Origin of the sequence: Siphonobacter sp. BAB-5385 (genome assembly GCF_002261125.1) — a bacterium.
Lineage (GTDB): Bacteria > Bacteroidota > Bacteroidia > Cytophagales > Spirosomataceae > Siphonobacter.
Genome location: NZ_NMPS01000058.1, coordinates 1 through 18,415, shown reverse-complemented (window position 1 = coordinate 18,415; position 18,415 = coordinate 1). Strand labels below are relative to the sequence as shown.

Below are 18,415 nucleotides of genomic sequence, written 5' to 3'. Positions count from 1 at the left end.
GCTCTAAACCGCTCTTACTTTCGCGTCGTATCGGCAGCAGTGGCCGTAGAATCCGCCTGCGGAGCCGCTGGCTTGATTTCCACGTCATCCCGTAAGGCGGTAATGCCCTCCGTAACTACCCGATCACCCGCTTTTAGTCCCTGTTGCACAATGAACGATTGTCCGTCGGTCGTGGGTCGTACCTGAATTTCCACACTCTTCACTTTATTACCCTCAACCACCTGATACACCAGACGTTTGCCCTGCAATTCGTACGTAGCTTTCTGGGGAATCAGCAGAGCGTTATCAATGTGGGAAGAAACCCGCACCTGACCCGTACTCCCACTCCGCAGGAAACCTTCGGGGTTGGGGAACGTCGCCCGGAAGTTGGCCGAACCCGTTTCGGTACTGATCAGACCGCTGGCCGTTTCGACACGACCTTTGTGCGAGTATACCGTTCCATCAGCCAGTACTAGCGATACCGCCGGTAAAGTGGCCAACCGTTGCTGGAGCGTATTTCCTTTTACGTCGCGGAAGAAGTCCAGTAATTGTTTCTCATTGAGGGAAAAGTAGGCGTACACGTTGCCCGTATTGGCTACGGTTGTTAGCGGCGTCGTTGTGGTGGGGCTTACTAAACTACCCAACTTGAGGGGCAGCAGACCAATGACACCATCCACCGGACTCACCACTTTCGTGTAACTCAGGTTCGTATTGGCATTCGCCAGCGTAGCCTTGGCCTGAGCCAGAGCTGCCTGCCGGGATTGCAGGGTGTACTCCGCCGACTCCAGCTCGTAGTGACTAATGATGTCTTTCTCCACGAGAGGTTTCACTTTGTTCACCTGCATCTGAGCCGCATTCACGTCGGCCTGAGCAATTTTGATGCTGGCCTGAGCCGTGCGTACTTCCTGCTCGTACTGGGGAGCACTGATGCGGAAGAGTACCTGTCCTTTACGAACCAGGGCTCCTTCGTCTACGTAAATGTGATCAATATAGCCGTCGATTTTCGGTCGGATTTCTACGTTTTGCTGGCCCTGCATGGTTGCCGGATAATCGGTATACACATCCGTAGGTTGAGCGGCTACCGTAATAACGGGATATTCTTTAGGAGCTGCCGGGGCTTGTTGTGCCCCCTGCTTCTGTTCATCTTTTTTTCCGCAGGCCACGGCCAGTACCAAGAGGCAGAGACCCATTTTTCCAGCAAGCCTGGTTCGGAAAGACGACGATTGAGATGGGATGAAATGCATTACTCTCAGCTATTAAAACTTGTATTATACCAGGAATGACAACCAACCTTTTGAAAAATTTGTTTCCTCTCGTTTCTCACAACCATCGATTGTCCGATTCCGACACCCAAAAGAAGCCCCAAAATCTGTCGAAAATCTGACGGATTGCCCAATTTGTCAACCTTATTGACCAATTTGTCGATTATTAAAAAATTGTAATTTTTATTTTTGCCAGTGAATCCGAATCACGTGTTGCGAGTGCTGGTAGGCATACGCACAATGAAAGTCGAGCGTTTCACAAATCGCTTCTACAATGGCGAGTCCCAACCCCAGTCGGCCATTATCCGTAGACTTGGTATGATACCGGGCAAATAAATCCTCGGTCCTCCCCTCCACCACTGATCCGGTATTACTCATCTCAAAGCCACGGCTCGTCAGACTGATGGTAATTTCTCCCTGATTTACATTGTGTTGCACGGCATTTCGCAGCAGATTATCTACTAAAATCCGTACCAGTTCTTCGTTGGTGCTGAGCAATACGGGCGTATCTGCCTGCAAGGTCACGGTGAGGTTGCGGTACTCGATGAGTTCTTCGTAGGTTTCCAGGCTTTCCCGGACTAGTTCATTGAGATTGATTTCTTTTTTTTCAATGTTGCCAGCGTACTGAATGCTGCGGATTCGGGATAGTAGATTGAGTCCTTTATGGATACCCGACAGCCGGACAATCGTCTTTTTAATGTCCAGCAGCTCCTTCCGGTTTTCCGACTCCAGACTGGTTCGCTTCAGAATCAGTTCGACTTTAGCCAGCAGAATACTCAGGGGTGTTTGCAGCTCGTGAGCCGTATTTTCGGTAAACTCCCGCAATTGATTGTAAGCACTCTGGGTCTTGGTCGTGAAATCCAGAATGGCCTGATTGAACAATTCAAACTCCCGGATGTGCGTATCTTTCAGTTGCAGCGGCTCCTTGTTGCGAATGTGATACGAGTTAATCCGTCGGAGATTCTGATAAAAAGGCCGCCAGAGATTGTACGAAACCCGGTTAAGATTAAACTGGAAAAAGCCCCAGTTCAGCAGGAAGAATAAGATCAGTGAGAAGGCCACCGCAAACCAAACCGCCTCATTCTCAGGACCACCCGGTTCATTTAGCTCGATTTTGGTAATTTTCAATTCGTACCAGCGATTTTTGATTTTGGCCGTCGTCGTGAATTCCTTGATCCGCTTGTTGTTCAGGTGTTGATTGAAAAAAAGGATCGACCAGAAATCGCTGTCCACGGTCACGACGTCGAAGAAATGGTATTCGAAGTAGGAATAGGGCTTGGTGTCGGCCGGGAGCGGCCGGTAAGAAACGCCCTCTGTTTTGGGAAACGAACCCGTCAGTTCCACGTACGAAACCACCTCCTCGGCCTGAGCCTTGAACCGGTTTCGATAAATGACTTTATAGTAAAAATCAATGACCAGGTTGTTGAATAAAATCGTCAGGACGAGCAGAATGGGCAAGGCTACAACGTAGACCTTCTTAATCTTCGTAATGAAGCGTTTACTGTACTGATTAATTGCCATCGGATTTCTTTAAGGTATAGCCCATGCCGTACATCGTCACGATGCTGACTTCACAACCTTCTTTCTTCAGTTTTTGCCGGAGGTTTTTGATATGGGTGTAGATGAAATCAAAGGAATCGACCATATCAATGTCGTCTTTCAATACGTAATCGGACAGCGACTCCTTGGAAACCGTCCGGTTTTTGTTCACCAGCAAATAATAAAGAATCCGTAACTGACTGTGTGTCAGCTTTAATTCCTGTCCGTTTACGCGTACCTGATTCGTAGCCAGATCGTACGAGAGGTTGTGATACACCAGTTCTTCGGAGTCCTGGGGGTAGCGGCGGCGAATGATACTGCGGATCCGGGCCAGTAGTTCATCGAGGTGAAAAGGCTTTACCAGGTAGTCATCGGCCCCGAGGTTAAGGCCGCGTAATTTGTCGTCCAGGCTATTCCGTACCGAGATGATCAGTACACCCGGATGCGAATCCATACTCTGGATATCGCCGAAAAGATCGAAACCCAGTCCACCGGGCAAATTGATGTCCAATACGACAATATCATAGATTTTATCCGCCAGTTTTTCGCGGGCTTCCTGAAACGATAATGCCGTTTCGCAGGAAAAACCTTCCTGCACCAACGCCGAACGAATGCTGTCGGATAACAACGTTTCGTCTTCTACCAGTAGAATCTTCATAGGTCATTTCCAAAGTTCTGATCCCTAAATAACGCATCAATTCTGTCTAAAATCTGTGCATCCCTCGTCCCCGCTTTCTTCCGGCGGAAATGGGCATTCGTCCGTTCGAAGTCGGCACTCGGTAAGATTCATTTCGCGGCCCCAGGGATTGGTATCACTTTTGTATCGTTCCTTTCCTGGACCAAAAGCAATGAAACGATACCTATTTACCCTATCCTTTGGAGCCCTATTCGGTTTGAGTCATGGTTACGCACAGGTACCCACCGACTCCCTTTCTGTACAGCCGGTCGCTGCCGACTCCACGCAGCCCGCTGCTCCTAAAAATCCCGTGGTGACGGGATTCCTGGTTGACTCTACCGGCGGCAAACCCGTAGAATTTGCCAGCGTTGCCTTATTCAACCGATCGACCAACCAACTGGTAACGGGCACGGTAGCCGATGGTAAGGGTCAGTTTACGATCAGTAACGTGACCCCCGGTAACTACCGCCTGCAAATTTCATTTGTGGGATACGAAACCAAATCGATTGAGCCGCTGAACGTTATTCAGGATGTAACGCTGGGTGTCATCAAACTAACAGGCGATTCCAAAACGCTTCAGGAGGTTACGGTAACGGGGCAGAAAGCCTTGATTGAGGAAAAGGTAGACCGTCTGGTTTATAACGCCGAAAAAGACATCTCCTCAAAAGGGGGTGACGCTTCCGATATTTTACGCAAAGTACCCATGCTTTCCGTCGATCTGGACGGTAACGTTTCCATGCGGGGCAGCAGTAACATTCGGGTACTGATTAACAACAAACCTTCCACGATTGTCGCCAGTAGTGTAGCGGATGCTCTCAAGCAGATTCCCGCCGACCAGATTGCTACGGTGGAAGTCATTACTTCGCCTTCGGCTAAATATGACGCGGAAGGTTCCGGCGGGATCATCAACATCATCACGAAGAAAAATAACCTGCAGGGTTTCAACCTGAACCTGGATACGGGCGTGGGCAACCGGGGAGCGAACCTGGGACTGAACGGTAATTATCGGCAGGGTAAAATGGGCTTCACGCTGGGCGGCTTTGGCCGGGCGGAGTACAACGTAAAAACACTCTCTACGCTCGATCAAACCAGTCAGGTGGGCGGAAATACCCTCCTGTCGCGTCAGACGGGCGAAGGCATGACCCGTGGTTTGATGGGCCGCTACAACCTGGGCTGGGATTACGATATTTCTAAAAACCAGAGCATTACGGCGGGTATTCGCTACGGCCTGCGGAACCGGAATGTCGATCAGGATTACCTGACCGAACTGTTTACCAACGGAGCCATGACGGGTACACAGAACCGGAACGTCACGACGAAAAACAATTCGGGTACTATTGATGCCAACATTGACTACCTGCACATTTTCAAGCCTCAGCAGGAATGGAGCGTGTCGGCGTTGTACAGCCGTAACGACATGGTGAACAACTTCGACGCCGATCTTCTCTCGGGAGAATCCCTGACGGGTCGTCAGCGAAATCTGAATGATAACGTCAATCAGGAGTTTACCCTGCAAACCGATTACCAGACGCCCATCCAGAAAAACCAGATGCTGGAATTTGGTTTGAAAGGTATCATGCGGAAAGTGAACAGTGATTACGAGTACCTGCTGGCTGGACCCACGGGCAACTATTTCCCGCAGGAAAATAATCCCAAAGGTTTCCTGGATTACAACCAGAACATTGCCGCGGGTTACGCCTCCTACACGTATACGACGAAAAACAAGTACACCTTCAAAGTTGGTACGCGGTACGAGTACACGGCTATCGACGCCCGCTCGAATACCGATGCGTCCATCGCCATTCCGAATTACAGCAATTTCGTACCAAGCCTTAACATCTCCAAAGCCTTAAAAACGGGGATGGTGAAACTGGCCTACAACCGCCGGATTCAGCGTCCGGGGATTCAGCAGCTGAACCCTAACTTCAACGCCGCCAACCCCCAGAACGTAACGATGGGAAATCCCTTGTTACGCCCGGAGTTGACGGACAACGTGGAGCTGGGCTACAGCAATACTTTCAACAAAGCCTTCTTCAATGCGGCGGTGTTTGGTCGGTTTACCAACAACTCGATTACGCAGGTTCGGACGCCCCTCGATACACTGGCCGGAGCCATCCTGACGACGTTCGAAAACATTGGTTCAGAACATGCTTTAGGGGTCAACCTGTTTTTCAAGTACGACCTCTCGTCCAAGTTCAGCCTCGATTTCTTCACCAACAGTTACTATACTAAACTACAGGGTACGACTACAGGACTGGACGGTTTGTCGATTAACATTGAAAATTCGGGCGTCAACGTCGATTTTGGTAGCCGTATCCAGGCGACCCTGGGTAAGGGATGGGGTATTCAGGGCTTCGGTATGATGCGGGGACCGCAGGTGCAATTACAGGGTCGGATGGCCGGTTTTGGGTTCTATAACTTAGGTATTCGTAAAGATTTCGCCAACAAGAAAGGCAGTATTGGTATTGCGGCCGAAAACTTCCTGTCGTCCAACATTCGGATGAAAACGGAGCTGACGTCGCCACAGTTTACGCAGGTCAACAACATGTACATGTATAACCGGGGCGTACGGCTGACTTTCAGTTACAAGATTGGCAAAATGAGTATGCAGGCTCCCCGCCGCCGGGCAAAATCCATCCAGAACGACGACGTGAAAGATGGGGGTGGAAATGATACTGGAGCAGGCATGCAGAACGGTAGTGGCGGCCAGTCTTCGGGCGGTAGTACACCTTCCGGCGGAGCACCCGCTGGCGGTGGTAAACCAACGACCAGCCCGAAAAAATAAAATTCGTTTTTTTTTAATACATAGAGTTCATCGTCAAAAGCCTCCGGTTGTACTGGGGGCTTTTACTGTTTATTAGCTGTTTTTGGCTAATTCACTTGAAGTATGTATCTTGTCTAAAGTCAGGTATTGTGCGAATTTTCATATTTTACTAAAGCTATGATTATTTATTCCTCTAAAATAGGCTTTGAACTCGTCTTTCCGATTTCGATTCTCTGTCTTGGCCTAGCAAGCTTTATGGCTTACCAGGGAATCTGGGTTGGATTGGGAATCATCCTGCTTTGCTCGCTCTTTATCATTTATACTTTTTCTACGACTCTCTACCAGATGGATACCGATACACTCAGGATTAGCTCTGGCTTTTTCTTTCAGGAATGCATTGAAATTAAGTCCATTCGAAAAGTCTCCAGGTCCGGAAATATCCTCCAGTCTCCCGCCCTATCGCTGGACCGGATTGAGCTGATTTACAATCGCTTTGACAGTATTCTTCTTTCGCCCAGGGATAAAGCAGGTTTCGTGGCGGAGCTTTTGAAACGGAATCCCAGTATTGAAGTCCAACTATAAAAACATTGCGAGTAGCCAGATCTTACGTACAGGATCCTGCCTACTCGCAATGAATGGAAAACTTCGCTACTTAATAATTTTCAACCGGCTCTGCACCGCCACATTCCAGACGTCCAGTTCCCCCTCTACTTTCCGAATCATTTCTTCGGGGTAATTATCATGCTTGAGTAGTTTAATAATCTCCTGTCGCTGGAAATTGATTACTTCCAGTTCACTAAAAATATACTGCTTGAATTGATCATTACGGGTTTTTAAAGACGGCTGTATGCCATCCGTAGGAAGCGAGCCGTTCAGGTAACGGATCTGTTGTTCAAAACGATTTTTCAGTCCATTGTGAATGAATTCGTTTCCACCCAACACTGGTAGTTCCTTCTCAATAAACGTCATCGCCTGACGAGCCATGTGCAGACGCAGTTTCCGTTCAAGAGCCGCTTCTTTTTCGGTATCTTCTTTCACATTAAAATGACGAACGAAGAACGGCAACGTTAAGCCCTGTAACACCAGCGTGACCAGAATCACAATAAAGGCCAGAAAGAGAACCACATCCCGATTAGGAAAGGCATTGCCGTTTTGCAAGGTCAGCGGCAGGGCTAAAGCCGTGGCCAGTGATACCACGCCCCGCATACCCGCCCAGCCGATGATGAAGAGTTCGCCCTTGCTCTTGATGGTAGCTTCGTTGGCAAAGCCGAATCGCATGGAAAATTTGGAGATTACAAACAGCCAGGCCATTCGAATGAATATAGCCGCCGCACTCACGAGTAATCCATAGAGGATGAGGTGCGTCATCGAATACTCGGTGATGCCTTCCAGCAGCCAGGGTAGCTGTAAGCCAATGAGAATGAAGACAAAACCGTTGAGCAGAAAGCCCAGCAGTTCCCAGAAATTGTTACTCAGCATGCGGCCCTGGAACGAAAACACTTCCGACGAACGCCAGGAAACGTACAGCCCCGTAGCCACGACCGACAACACCCCCGATACCTTGATGTGTTCGGCGAAGAGGTAGGAAACAAAGGGAATCATCAGGTTCAAACTGGCTTCAACGGTTGCATTGCCCTGTACCTTTCGCAAGGCCCATACAAAGGCGTACCCGATGGCCAGTCCGGCCAGTACGCCTCCAATTGCCAAGATCACAAACTGAATGCTGGCCTGCCACAAAATGAAACTGCCACTGGCGACGGCGGCAACGGCGTATCGGTACGCAATCAGAGCCGAAGCATCGTTCACGAGGCTTTCGCCTTCGAGAATGACGGTCGTACGACGGGGCATGCCCAATCCCTTGGTCGCACTGGTGGCGGCAACGGCATCGGGCGGCGATACAATGGCCCCAAGCACAAAGGCCAGCGGCCAATCGAAGCCCGGAATGCAGTAATGAGCGACGACGGCGACAACAGTGGTCGTCAGAAAAACCAAACCAATCGCCAGACGACTGATGGGTTTACGATACGTTTTTAAATCATGCCAGGAGATTTTCCAGCTGGCTTCGTATAGCAAGGGGGGAAGAAAAATCAGGAATACCACTTCAGGGTCCAGACGGACGTTCGGCAAACTGGGCGTAATTCCAACGAATAGACCGCCTAACACCAGTAGCACCGGATAGGGCAGTTTCATTTTGGGAGCCAAAGCCGCCAGCCCCGCCAGTATGGCCATTAAAATGAGTATAGGTTCGAGTATTTCCATGGGGATTTGAAGGGTAGTAATACTAAGTAAGCTAGTAATACAAGAAAGCCCACCCCTGAAAAAGTTCCGTTGAGTGGGCTAATTATAGACAGAAAATCGCACCATATAACCTATACGTCAATAGATTAATAGGGCTTTTTCCTAAAAGCATCATAAAGCTACCGTACCTGCCACGACCTGGTGATAAGCCAGATCCATTTTCCAAACCTTCGACCCATACCGACAGAGGATGCTTTGCGTTTTTCCGGCTTCCAGACTCGGACGGGCGGCGGCGACTACCACCAGTTTATTACCCAGCAAAGCTCCCCGGACCCCTATGGGATTGGGACTGGTGTACATCCACTGAAACTGGCGAAGACCCAGATCGTAGGCTTTCTCTTTCCAGGTACGGGAATCGTCCGTCCAGCTTTCGCCGTCGTCGAGCGAAAATTCAATCTTGAGGTTATACTGTGTCTTCGGATTTTCCCAGAATTCGTTAAACTGCGAAGCTCGCCACTTGCCCGCCTCAAAAGCAAAATCCGCGGGATTGAGTGGTTCGCCGGGATTCCAGCTACAAATGCCCCCACCCGACTTCCCGGCTCCGCTCACCAGAAACCACAGGGGCAGCGACTCGCAGACGTGCGGGGCAATCATCTCCAGATTGCCACCTTCGTAACGGGTCATTACCCAGCTAAAACCCTTGTAATTTTTTCCGGTAAAGGCGGCTCGCTCGTCGAGCCATTTCAGGCATTGCCGCATATGTAAACTACTCCGGGCGGCGTAATCTTCAAAGCTGGCGTATGCTTTATCGGGGCCAATCAAAGCCTCTTCGTAGTGAGCATAAGGCATCATTTCAAAGAAGGTAAAACCGGCTTCTTTGTAAAGCTGATGTCGGGTTTCACCCCCTACTATTTCATACGGCTGGTCGGGACCGCCCTTGCCTTCGGGGTACAAATTGGCTTTTCCCGACGCATACATGGCAAACTCCACATTCGGATGCTGTTGTCGAACCAGCCGAACTCCCTCCGCCAGCACCTGATTATTTTTCCAGGCGGCCGGAAAACCTTCCAGATCCAGATCGAAAAACACCCGGGCGTTACCCCAGCCAAAGCGATAGGCTCTTGACCACCACCAGCCCGTCAGGAAGTCGCGTACCTGCTCGGGACTTACGGTCACCGGATTGGTCCACAAACCCTGCAAAGGGCCCGACTGCTTACACATATCATCGTCGCCCAGCATTTCGTATAAGCCCGTCCCGGGCGGCAGGGTTTGCAGAAATGCTTTGGCCTGTTCTACGGTAATTTGCTGGGTATCTGCCTGGCCCACCACGGACCGGATTGGGAAATAGGTATTGCCCTTCCGGACAAAATCTCGCTCTTTTTCCAGTTCGGGAAGCAACATCGCCATCCAGAAAGATCCTTTGGGCATTCGGAAATTTGGTATCTCGGAAAGGTCCAGCCGTGTGATTTTCAACGGATCAACCGCCTGGAATGGTACGGATGTGCGTTCTGCTGCGTTCGAGCAGGCCTGAAAAACCAGGGCCAGCGTTAATAAAAACGGGAAAGAAATTTTCATACAGGGAAGGTTATTCATGAGTCCGAACGCTCAAAGCTACGCACTTCGTATACAACAAACGCGGATGGCAGGGCTTCTTTTCCTACCATCCGCGTCCGGATCAAGAGCAAAATAACTACTGGGTTACTTCGAAGAAATCGCCTTTGTTCCAGCTCGGCCGTACCGGATTTTGGGCAATCAGGTAGCTGATGAGGAAATTCACCTGCACGTATTTCCGCCCCGCCGACCATACGAAGGAATCGTTCAGGTTGTCGGAAACCTTATGGTAATTCGCATCCCGCCAGATTTTCACTTTTTCAGCCAGATTCAAAGCCGGATTCGCTTTCGCGTACCCGTACTTGATGTGCAGGGCCGGAATACCCGCTTTCACGAAATTGTACTGGTCACTTCGGACAAAGCGGCCTTCGCTCGGATCAGGATCGGGTTCAACCTGCAGGTTCACGGCTTTAGCGGCTTCTTCGACCACTTTCTGCAAACTACTATGTTCAGCTCCCAGCGGGGCTACGGATTCCAGTGGAGCCAGTAATGTGGGCATATCCGTGTTAATATCCGCTACGATCTGTCGCTTGGGAACGGTCGGAAAAGCGGTAAAATAGCCCGAGCCCAATAAGCCCATTTCTTCGGCCGTCACCATCAGAAACAGCAGGGAACGTTTGGGTTTTTCTTTGAGATTGGCGTAAGTACGGGCCATTTCCAGAGCACAGGCCACGCCGGAAGCATTATCGTGGGCTCCGTTGTAAATCGAGTCTCCGTTGACGGGCTTACCCGTACCCAGGTGATCCAGATGAGCGGAATGAATGACGTATTCTTTCTTCAGTTTTGAATCGGAGCCTTCGATTTTGCCAATGACGTTGTAACTGAGCATGTTGGTGAACGTGCTTTCGTAGTGACCACTGATTTTACTTTTCAGGGGCTGACTTACGTACTCACCCCGCTCGAGTTTCAGCCAGAGTGCGTCCAGGGCAATACCTTCGGCCTGCATCAATTGTTGCAGGGCTTGTACCGACAGTCCTCCAGCGACCTGAATTTTTCCACCCAGAGCCGCAGCCGAACTCACGCGTTCCCCCGATTTGGATACAGAAGCATTGATCCCGTTCAGGCTATAATTGGTAGCGGAAGATCGGAACAGAATGGGACTATTGGTGTAATTACAAACCAGTACGCCGATCGCTCCGTGCTTGGCCGCGAAGGTCTGAGCCGTAGCCGGATACCCCAGGTGTAACTTCACATTAGCGGGTACATTTTCGGGAATTTTCCGTAGTACCACCACGATTTTACCCTTCACATTTACATTCCGGTAATCGTCAAAATTGATCTGTGGCGTATCAAAACCGGCCCCAACGAATACCAGCGGAGCGTTGAAATCAACGGTAGTTTTTTCGGGATGAGGCGTGAAGACGAAGTCTACCCCCCATTTCAGGGACTTTTGCTCGCCCGACGGCAAGGTCAGCGTCAGGGAAGCCGTCTCGGGTTTGATTTTGGAATTTCGCAGGTATACTTCCTGCAGATAACCGCCTTTTTCGCCGGCGGGCTGTAGACCCATTTTCTTATACTGTTCTACGATATAATCGGCGGCCATTTTGTAACCCGGTGCACCCGCCTTTCGGCCCAGCAACTTGTCATCGGCCAGATAGGCCACGTGGGCTTTGATGCGATTGGAATCAATGGTATTGATTTCGGTCAGAATCGACTGGGGAATCTGGGCGGAAGCGGTTAGGGAAACGAGAAACAGCCCAAGGAATTTTTTAATCATGCCTGATAGAGTGCTCAAGTGGAAATCGTGCGATGAAGCGAACAGGCAAGATACAAAAATTTAACGTTAGCAGCAGCTCCTCATTCAGGGGTGTTAGGATAAAATCTGTTCATGCTTTGGGTCCTCACCGTAGGCGTTGGGTCCGGGATCGCCTTCGGCAAAGAGCATCCACAGGCCATAGAACGGAATGAGCTGAAACCAGCCACTGTTTCCCCGGTCGTGGCATCGTTTCGCCCCCTGAGCAAACCAGAACCAGGCAATGGGCAGGACGATACTCAGCCACATTACGCCCTTCAGGGTCATTAAATCATACAGAGACATTTTTCCAAACAGGGCATTCAGGCCCATCGTTATGAGCCAGTGGATCAGTACGGTTAGGCCATACTCCAGGCGGCGAATACGCCCTTCGAAAGAAAACGGATGTTTGAACATGATCATAGGTTGATTCATAAGAGGCTGAACGAAACTACAAAATTCATGGATGTCTGGAAACATCGGTTTTTATAAAGGGTAATTTAATGATCTTATTGTCGTTTTCTGGCTTGTTTCTGGTAACAGTTAGTAGGAAATATTTTGTCCCGCTAAAACAGCTGGTCTTCTAGTCTCTATGTATTTCATGGAATCAATTGACGTAGAGAGGTCAGCCGTGAACTACTCAGAAACGAGTAGCCACTCTACATAAGGACCTTGATTCAGTCTGCTCAAGACAAATACGAGCAAAGGAAAGCCCTGCCCGTTACCATTGGTATGACGGGCAGGGCTAGAGTCGTGTAGTGTGGATTAGGGATTAACGATGAGTTTATACATTAACTGCTCGTCCACTGTTGTAATGCGAACTAGGTACAGGCCCGGCGGTAGGGATCGAACGGTCAGGCGACCCTGGTAAGCCTCATTCAGATACGTTAACGGTTGTTCGGCGGTCACGGCTTTCCCCAGCGAATTGTACAGCACGTAGGTGGGTGTACGCAGAGCAGGTTTTAGGTGTACCTGCAACAACACCTCATCCCGAGCCGGGTTGGGAGCCAGGGTTACGGATGTAGTGGAACGCGGTTCGACCGAAGTAATAATCAGTTGGAAGGAATCAGAGGTCTGTACCGACTGGCAGCTGCCATCCGGATTATACGCCAGCACCCGGTACTCACCCGGACGGGTAACCCGGATTTTCTGCTGCGTTTCATTACTCAGCGTATCGTTACCCAGTAGCCATACATTCCGGTAGGGGCTGGACGATACCAATGTAAGGCTGTTTTCCGCCGTAATCGTGGGCTTTTCAGGATTGACGCAGAAGGTCTGGCTCAGCTCCGGAGCGGCCAGGTGTTTATCATCGCCGGGCTGGCTGGCTACTACGGTTACTTTTCCGTAATCCGTAAAACTCAACGTTGCACCAGCAACCGTAGCCGGACCACTAACAACCCGGTACTGGATGGGCAACTGCGTGCTACTGAGCGTCGGCAGGCTGTAGGTTCCCTTGCCGAACGCAAGCGAAGCGACCGTTTCCCACGGAATGAGCTGCCGGGCTTTCTGTACGGTAAACGTCCGTACGATGGGCTGGGCCGTTTCATGGTTGGCATCCCCCGTCTGTAGAGCCGTTATTTTCACTTCACCAATCCCCGTTAGTTGGATACGATAGCCTTCCAGTAGCTGAGCGGGACCTTGCACCTGGTACTGCACCGGTAAGGTGGCGTTACTTTGGGCCTGCAAGGCAAAGGGCGTACTGGAATAGTCCCGCGTTGCCAGCTCCGGGAACGTCAGGACCAGCTGTCGTTTCACAATAATACATTCGTGACTTACCTCCGGGGCTGCTTCGTGATTGGCGTCACCGGGTTGGGTTAGGGTAATCCGAGCCACGCCCGCACCGGTAATTCGGACTTTCGTCCCGGTAAGAGCCACGGGTCCCGTACTACTGATTTGCAGCCCTAAGCCGGAGTTGATGCGAGCGGAAAGATCGAAATCCGCATCTCCGTACGTACGATTGGCTAGTTCATCAAACGAAATTTGCTGTTTGAGTTTATGCACGGTAAACGTTTGGGTAACCGATGCAGCTGGATCATAGCTATCGTCCCCCCCCTGAGCAATGGTAACCGTTATGGTACCCGCTCCGGTAATCTTCAGCGAACCGTCGGCTACCGAGGCGGGCCCCGTCACCGTAATGGCTACGGGTAAGCCCGAGCTGGCTGAGGCCCCGACCGTAATATCGCCATCCCCGTAGGTACGATCGGCTATGGGTTGCATACGAACCGTCTGATTGCCTTTGGCTACGGTAAATCGCTGGCTTACGGAAGCGGCCGTGGGTAGGTAATTTTCGTTACCGGGCTGACTGGCAGTGATCGTCACCTGACCCGCTCCTTTCAGTTTTACCGTCGTACCCACTACTTCGGCGGGGCCGCTAACGGTCAGTACTGCCGGTAAGCCCGAAGACGTTTGTACCTCCAGTTGAAAATCCGGATCGCCCATGGTTTTATCCGGAATGACCGCCAGCGTAACGGTTTGTTCGGCTTTGGCAACGCTGAGTTTTTGTAGGACCTCTGGGGCGGCGTTGTAGTTCTCGTTGCCCGGCTGTTTGGCCAGGATCGTCGCTTCCCCCGCTCCGGTCAGGGTGACCTGATTACCCGAAATCTGTACCGGTCCGCTTCCTTCAAACGTTACGGGTAAACCCGTGGAAGCACGAGCCGACAGCGTAAAAGGAGCATCCCCGTAGGTTTTCGAATTGATTGCATCAAACTGTATACTCTGATTAGCTTTGGCTACCGTAATGTATTGCCGGGCTTCGGCAGACATATAGTTTGCATTTCCCTGCTGATACGCACTGATCAGAATTTGGCCGGCTCCAGTGATCGTCACGCGGTTGCCCGATAGGGTGGCAGGACCTGCCACTACATACACTATAGGCAGACCGGAACTCGCCGTAGCTGTAATTTCGAAAGGGGGGTCACCAAAGGTTTTCGGGGTAATCGTACTCAGGTCGACTTGTTGAACTGCTTTCGATACCTGCATGGCATAGCTGACCCAATACGGTTCCCATTCATCATTGCCTTTTTGAGCAATTTCAATATTAATCCAGCCGGGTCCATTTATTTTCAATAATCCCTGTTCACTGAGTTCTGCATTCCCCGCAAGCAACCGATACGTTACGGGTAAACCCGAACTCGCCCGTACTTTGAATTGCAACGAAAGGTTGTCACGAAAAACCTGATCGCTGGGAATAGAATCGAAATACAACTCCTGGGGTTTTCCGGGGGTGTACTTGGCTACATTGGAGTAATAAGGCGAGGATAAGGGTCTTACCCGAACGTAGTGTGTTTTCTTCGGATCTAAAGCATAGTTCACATCAGAAAATACGGTAACGATTGGATCAATCTGCCAAGGACCATTTTCACTATCGGCATACTCAACCAGGAAACCCAGGTTATCCTCCGTTTGCTGCGTCTCGAAAACGAGGGCCAAATTGGTTGCATCAGCCCGTCGAAGTTTTAGATTATAAGCAGAGCCTTTGGGACTGGCTGAAAGATTGTATTGATCATCACCGTACCCCGGGTTGTTCATTCGAAACCAATAGCCATTATACGCCCGGTCAAACTGCCCCGCTGAAAAATGATCGGTCTGACAGCCATACGAATGCCAGTAGCTCATCAGGTTTTTCGTATCGGGCTTATATAACATACCTTTCGCATCCACAGGAGTACCCGTATACACGCAATTACTGATTGATATGCCGGCTACACCTGTTATATCGGCGGGCGTATCACAAACCATATCTCCGGCCGTTGCACAGTTGGAACCATCCACTAATTCGCTCCCCCCTACGGCGTCAAAAGTGTGATAAAGATTCAGGTAATGGCCTATTTCGTGGGGTAATAAGTTATCCTGATATTTATAACTATTTTCATTTAAAACAATCAGGTTTGAGCCTTGACCGCTGGAAGATGGATAATAAGCGTATCCTGCATAACCAACATAAATACCATTTCTCATAGAAGATATGATGACGTTAGCCGCATTTTTTTCCAGTTGATTCACGTACGTGAGTGGATCAACCTCTCCTTCATGATAGGCCGTGTTTGCAAGTATTTTTACAGAAGTAATGTAAAAGCTGATATTACTGCCCCGGTAAAATTTTTCCAGCCAGTACATGTTTTGAGCGATGTAATTCTTTTCATCGGCATTCACCGCCCGGCCAGCTTCGGCCGATGGTCGGAGAATGGTAAAAGCAAGGGGTATCGTAACGGGTGTAGTAGCTACTCTTCCACCAGCCATTTTGGAACGTTTGATCCACTCTCTAAATTCAGTATTGTTTTGGGGAGTGGGTGTTCCGCAGCTCAACGGTACGGTTTGGGCCTGCGAGAAAAGACTGATGAAGAGGAAAAACCAGGCTAAAGTAAACCCCTGAGTACGTCTTTTTATAGTGAAAAAATGTAGACGTATAAAGTTATCTAAAAGGATACGGATAGGTAAAGGTAAGATCATTTCAATGAAGGTAAAATGGACAATTTTAAAGGGGGGTTAGCAAAGATACGCTTCCATTTTGTCGCTGAACACTACCTTTTATCAATACTTTCAACTGCCCCAAAAAAGCGTAAATACATTCATCTAATTGCTAATTCATTGCACAGAAAAATGCCTGTCTTTACGTATCACTTTACTTCATAAAAGGTTATCATTTCCTGCGAAAAAGATACAAAAAAAGCCGCCTGTCTTGCGACGGCGGCTAGCCTGTTTTAGGAGATCATCCCTTCTTCCTAACTCATTAACTCCGTGTAAAGGGAGTAAAATTTATCGGACATTTCTTCCTGTTCTTCGGGTAATTCTACCTTCTTATCAGGAATGTCATTCAGAATTTGATTGACGCTTTCGCTGTAATCTTCCTCTGCTTTTACCACGACATCGGCGTACTGGGCACCAATTTTGATAAAGCCATCATAATCGAGCGAACTCAGGCTGGACAGCATGTCATCTTCAATGTCCATGGCTTTCACCTTATCGAGCAGCTCTTCGGTAAACTTGTAACTAAAGGGGTTGTTGTAGACTGAAAATACCGACTTCGTGTCCTTAAACATGGGATCATTGCGGTAGGTCGTTTTCAGGTACAGCGGAATCAAAGCCGTCATCCAGTCGTTACAGTGCACGATATCGGGTGACCAGCCTAATTTCCGAACGGTTTCAATCACGCCTTTGCAAAAGAAAATGGCCCGTTCGTCGTTATCATCGTAGAATTTCTCGTCTTTATCGAAGAATACTGATTTCCGGTGGAAATAGTCTTCGTTGTCAATAAAGTAGACCTGCAGTTTGGCACTGGGAACGGACGCCACTTTAATGACTAATGGCTTTTCGTCGTCGCCGACTGAAATATTGATTCCGGAAAGGCGGACGACTTCATGAAGGCGATTTTTGCGTTCGTTAATCAGTCCAAACCGGGGAACCAGTATCCGGATTTCCATGCCCCGCTCTTGCATCGCCTGGGGAAGTTTTCGCACGTATTCGGCAACGTCTGTGATTTGAAGAAAGGGATTGATCTCACTGGCAACGTACAAAATCCGGAGTTTACTCATGGGGCTTCAAGAGTTTACGAAATGGGTAAGGATATTCCAAATTCGCTTGCAAAAATATAAAAAAAATGGCTAAAATCCATGAATTAATTTCAGAAAAACTATACTTGCAAGTTTTTAGCTTCCTGAACTTTTTACCCGTTCGACTTAGTTTACCGCTTTACTAACGCTGATTACCAGTACTTCATACACGCTTTTCTTTCTGAACTATCCCATGCAGCTGATTTTTACCCAGGCTGAATTACGAACCTACCTGACCCGCTCCACGGAATCCATTGGCTTTGTTCCGACGATGGGGGCCTTACACGAAGGACACCTGCAGTTGATCCGCCGGGCCCGACAGGAAAATGCGGTGGTGGTTTGCAGTATTTTCGTCAATCCGATTCAATTTAATAACGCCGACGACCTGGCCCGTTACCCGCGTACACTCGAACAGGATTGTGCCCTGCTGGAAGCCGCCGGTTGTGATGTGGTATTTGCTCCCTCCGCGGCAGAAATGTACCCCAGTCAGCCCGTGCTGACCTTTGATTTCGGTACCCTCGAACGCGTATTGGAAGGAGCCTTCCGACCGGGTCATTTCAATGGCGTGGGTATCGTGGTTTCCAAACTGTTTCACCTGGTACAACCCACGCGGGCGTATTTCGGACAGAAAGATTTGCAGCAATGCCTGATTGTGCGGCGATTGATTCAGGATCTGAGTTTTCCGATTGAGCTGGTGATTGCCCCTACCGTACGCGAAACCGACGGACTGGCGATGTCGTCGCGGAACCGTAACCTGACTGCCGACGAACGGGCCCTGGCTCCTTTTATCCAGGCGGAGCTTCAAGGGGCGAAAACGGCTCTGGAACAGGGTACGTCGCCTGCCGGAGTGAAAGCTCAAGTACGCGAAGCCTTCGCGGCCCAGCCCGCTTTCCAACTGGAATACTTTGAAATTGCGGATATTGAAACCCTACTCCCTCTGGAAAATCATCAGCCGGGACAGCCTGCGGCGTTGTGTATTGCGGTGCATCTGGGCAAGGTTCGACTGATTGATAACCTCTTGTTGACGGCTTAAACAAAGAGTCCGGCCAGCTGGCCGGACTCTTT

The 18,415-nt window shown here is 49.7% G+C and carries 12 protein-coding genes; 3 read left to right on the top strand and 9 right to left on the bottom strand.

Going from position 1 to position 18,415, the window contains the following annotated elements; genetic code table 11:
• Positions 1-14: 14 nt before the first annotated feature.
• The 3 genes from BWI93_RS05560 to BWI93_RS05550 form a co-directional block, all read right to left on the bottom strand.
• Entirely contained in the window at positions 15-1,169 is a 1,155-nt protein-coding gene (locus BWI93_RS05560; RefSeq protein ID WP_094809155.1) for an efflux RND transporter periplasmic adaptor subunit, read from the bottom strand.
• A 255-nt stretch (positions 1,170-1,424) separates the two neighbouring features.
• The gene (locus BWI93_RS05555) at positions 1,425-2,762 is read right to left on the bottom strand and encodes a HAMP domain-containing sensor histidine kinase (RefSeq protein WP_094809154.1); all 1,338 of its coding nucleotides are present in this window, start codon (positions 2,760-2,762) and stop codon (positions 1,425-1,427) included.
• On the bottom strand, positions 2,752-3,438 hold the full coding sequence (locus BWI93_RS05550) for a response regulator transcription factor (RefSeq protein WP_094809153.1): 687 nt from the start codon (positions 3,436-3,438) through the stop codon (positions 2,752-2,754). Before BWI93_RS05550 ends, BWI93_RS05555 begins: the two co-directional genes overlap by 11 nt.
• A 190-nt stretch (positions 3,439-3,628) precedes the next feature.
• On the opposite strand from BWI93_RS05550, the gene BWI93_RS05545 reads away from it, so the two are divergent.
• Positions 3,629-6,241, top strand: coding sequence for a TonB-dependent receptor (locus BWI93_RS05545; protein ID WP_094809152.1), 2,613 nt, complete (start codon positions 3,629-3,631; stop codon positions 6,239-6,241).
• A 156-nt stretch (positions 6,242-6,397) separates the two neighbouring features.
• Positions 6,398-6,802 (top strand): PH domain-containing protein, encoded by a 405-nt coding sequence (locus BWI93_RS05540; RefSeq protein WP_094809151.1) that lies wholly within the window; start codon positions 6,398-6,400, stop codon positions 6,800-6,802.
• A 66-nt stretch (positions 6,803-6,868) separates the two neighbouring features.
• On the opposite strand, the gene BWI93_RS05535 is transcribed toward BWI93_RS05540, so the two are convergent.
• The 6 genes from BWI93_RS05535 to BWI93_RS05510 form a co-directional block, all read right to left on the bottom strand.
• The gene (locus tag BWI93_RS05535) at positions 6,869-8,479 is read right to left on the bottom strand and encodes a Na+/H+ antiporter (protein ID WP_094809150.1); all 1,611 of its coding nucleotides are present in this window, start codon (positions 8,477-8,479) and stop codon (positions 6,869-6,871) included.
• Between the two features lie 150 nt (positions 8,480-8,629).
• Positions 8,630-10,033, bottom strand: a complete 1,404-nt coding sequence (locus BWI93_RS05530) for a hypothetical protein (RefSeq protein ID WP_094809149.1) — start codon at positions 10,031-10,033, stop codon at positions 8,630-8,632.
• Between the two features lie 115 nt (positions 10,034-10,148).
• Complete coding sequence (locus BWI93_RS05525; protein WP_094809148.1) at positions 10,149-11,786, bottom strand: M20/M25/M40 family metallo-hydrolase; 1,638 nt, start codon at positions 11,784-11,786, stop codon at positions 10,149-10,151.
• A gap of 93 nt (positions 11,787-11,879) precedes the next feature.
• Complete coding sequence (locus BWI93_RS05520; protein ID WP_255157737.1) at positions 11,880-12,224, bottom strand: DUF805 domain-containing protein; 345 nt, start codon at positions 12,222-12,224, stop codon at positions 11,880-11,882.
• 342 nt (positions 12,225-12,566) lie between these two features.
• Positions 12,567-16,040 carry a T9SS type A sorting domain-containing protein gene (locus BWI93_RS05515; protein WP_176454140.1) on the bottom strand — a complete coding sequence of 1,158 codons (3,474 nt, stop codon included), beginning with the start codon at positions 16,038-16,040 and terminating at the stop codon, positions 12,567-12,569.
• A 482-nt stretch (positions 16,041-16,522) separates the two neighbouring features.
• Positions 16,523-17,332, bottom strand: a complete 810-nt coding sequence (locus BWI93_RS05510) for a glycogen/starch synthase (protein ID WP_094809146.1) — start codon at positions 17,330-17,332, stop codon at positions 16,523-16,525.
• Between the two features lie 211 nt (positions 17,333-17,543).
• On the opposite strand from BWI93_RS05510, the gene panC reads away from it, so the two are divergent.
• Positions 17,544-18,383: a pantoate--beta-alanine ligase gene (gene panC / locus BWI93_RS05505; protein WP_094809145.1), complete on the top strand. Its 840-nt coding sequence runs from the start codon at positions 17,544-17,546 to the stop codon at positions 18,381-18,383.
• Positions 18,384-18,415: the final 32 nt, after the last annotated feature.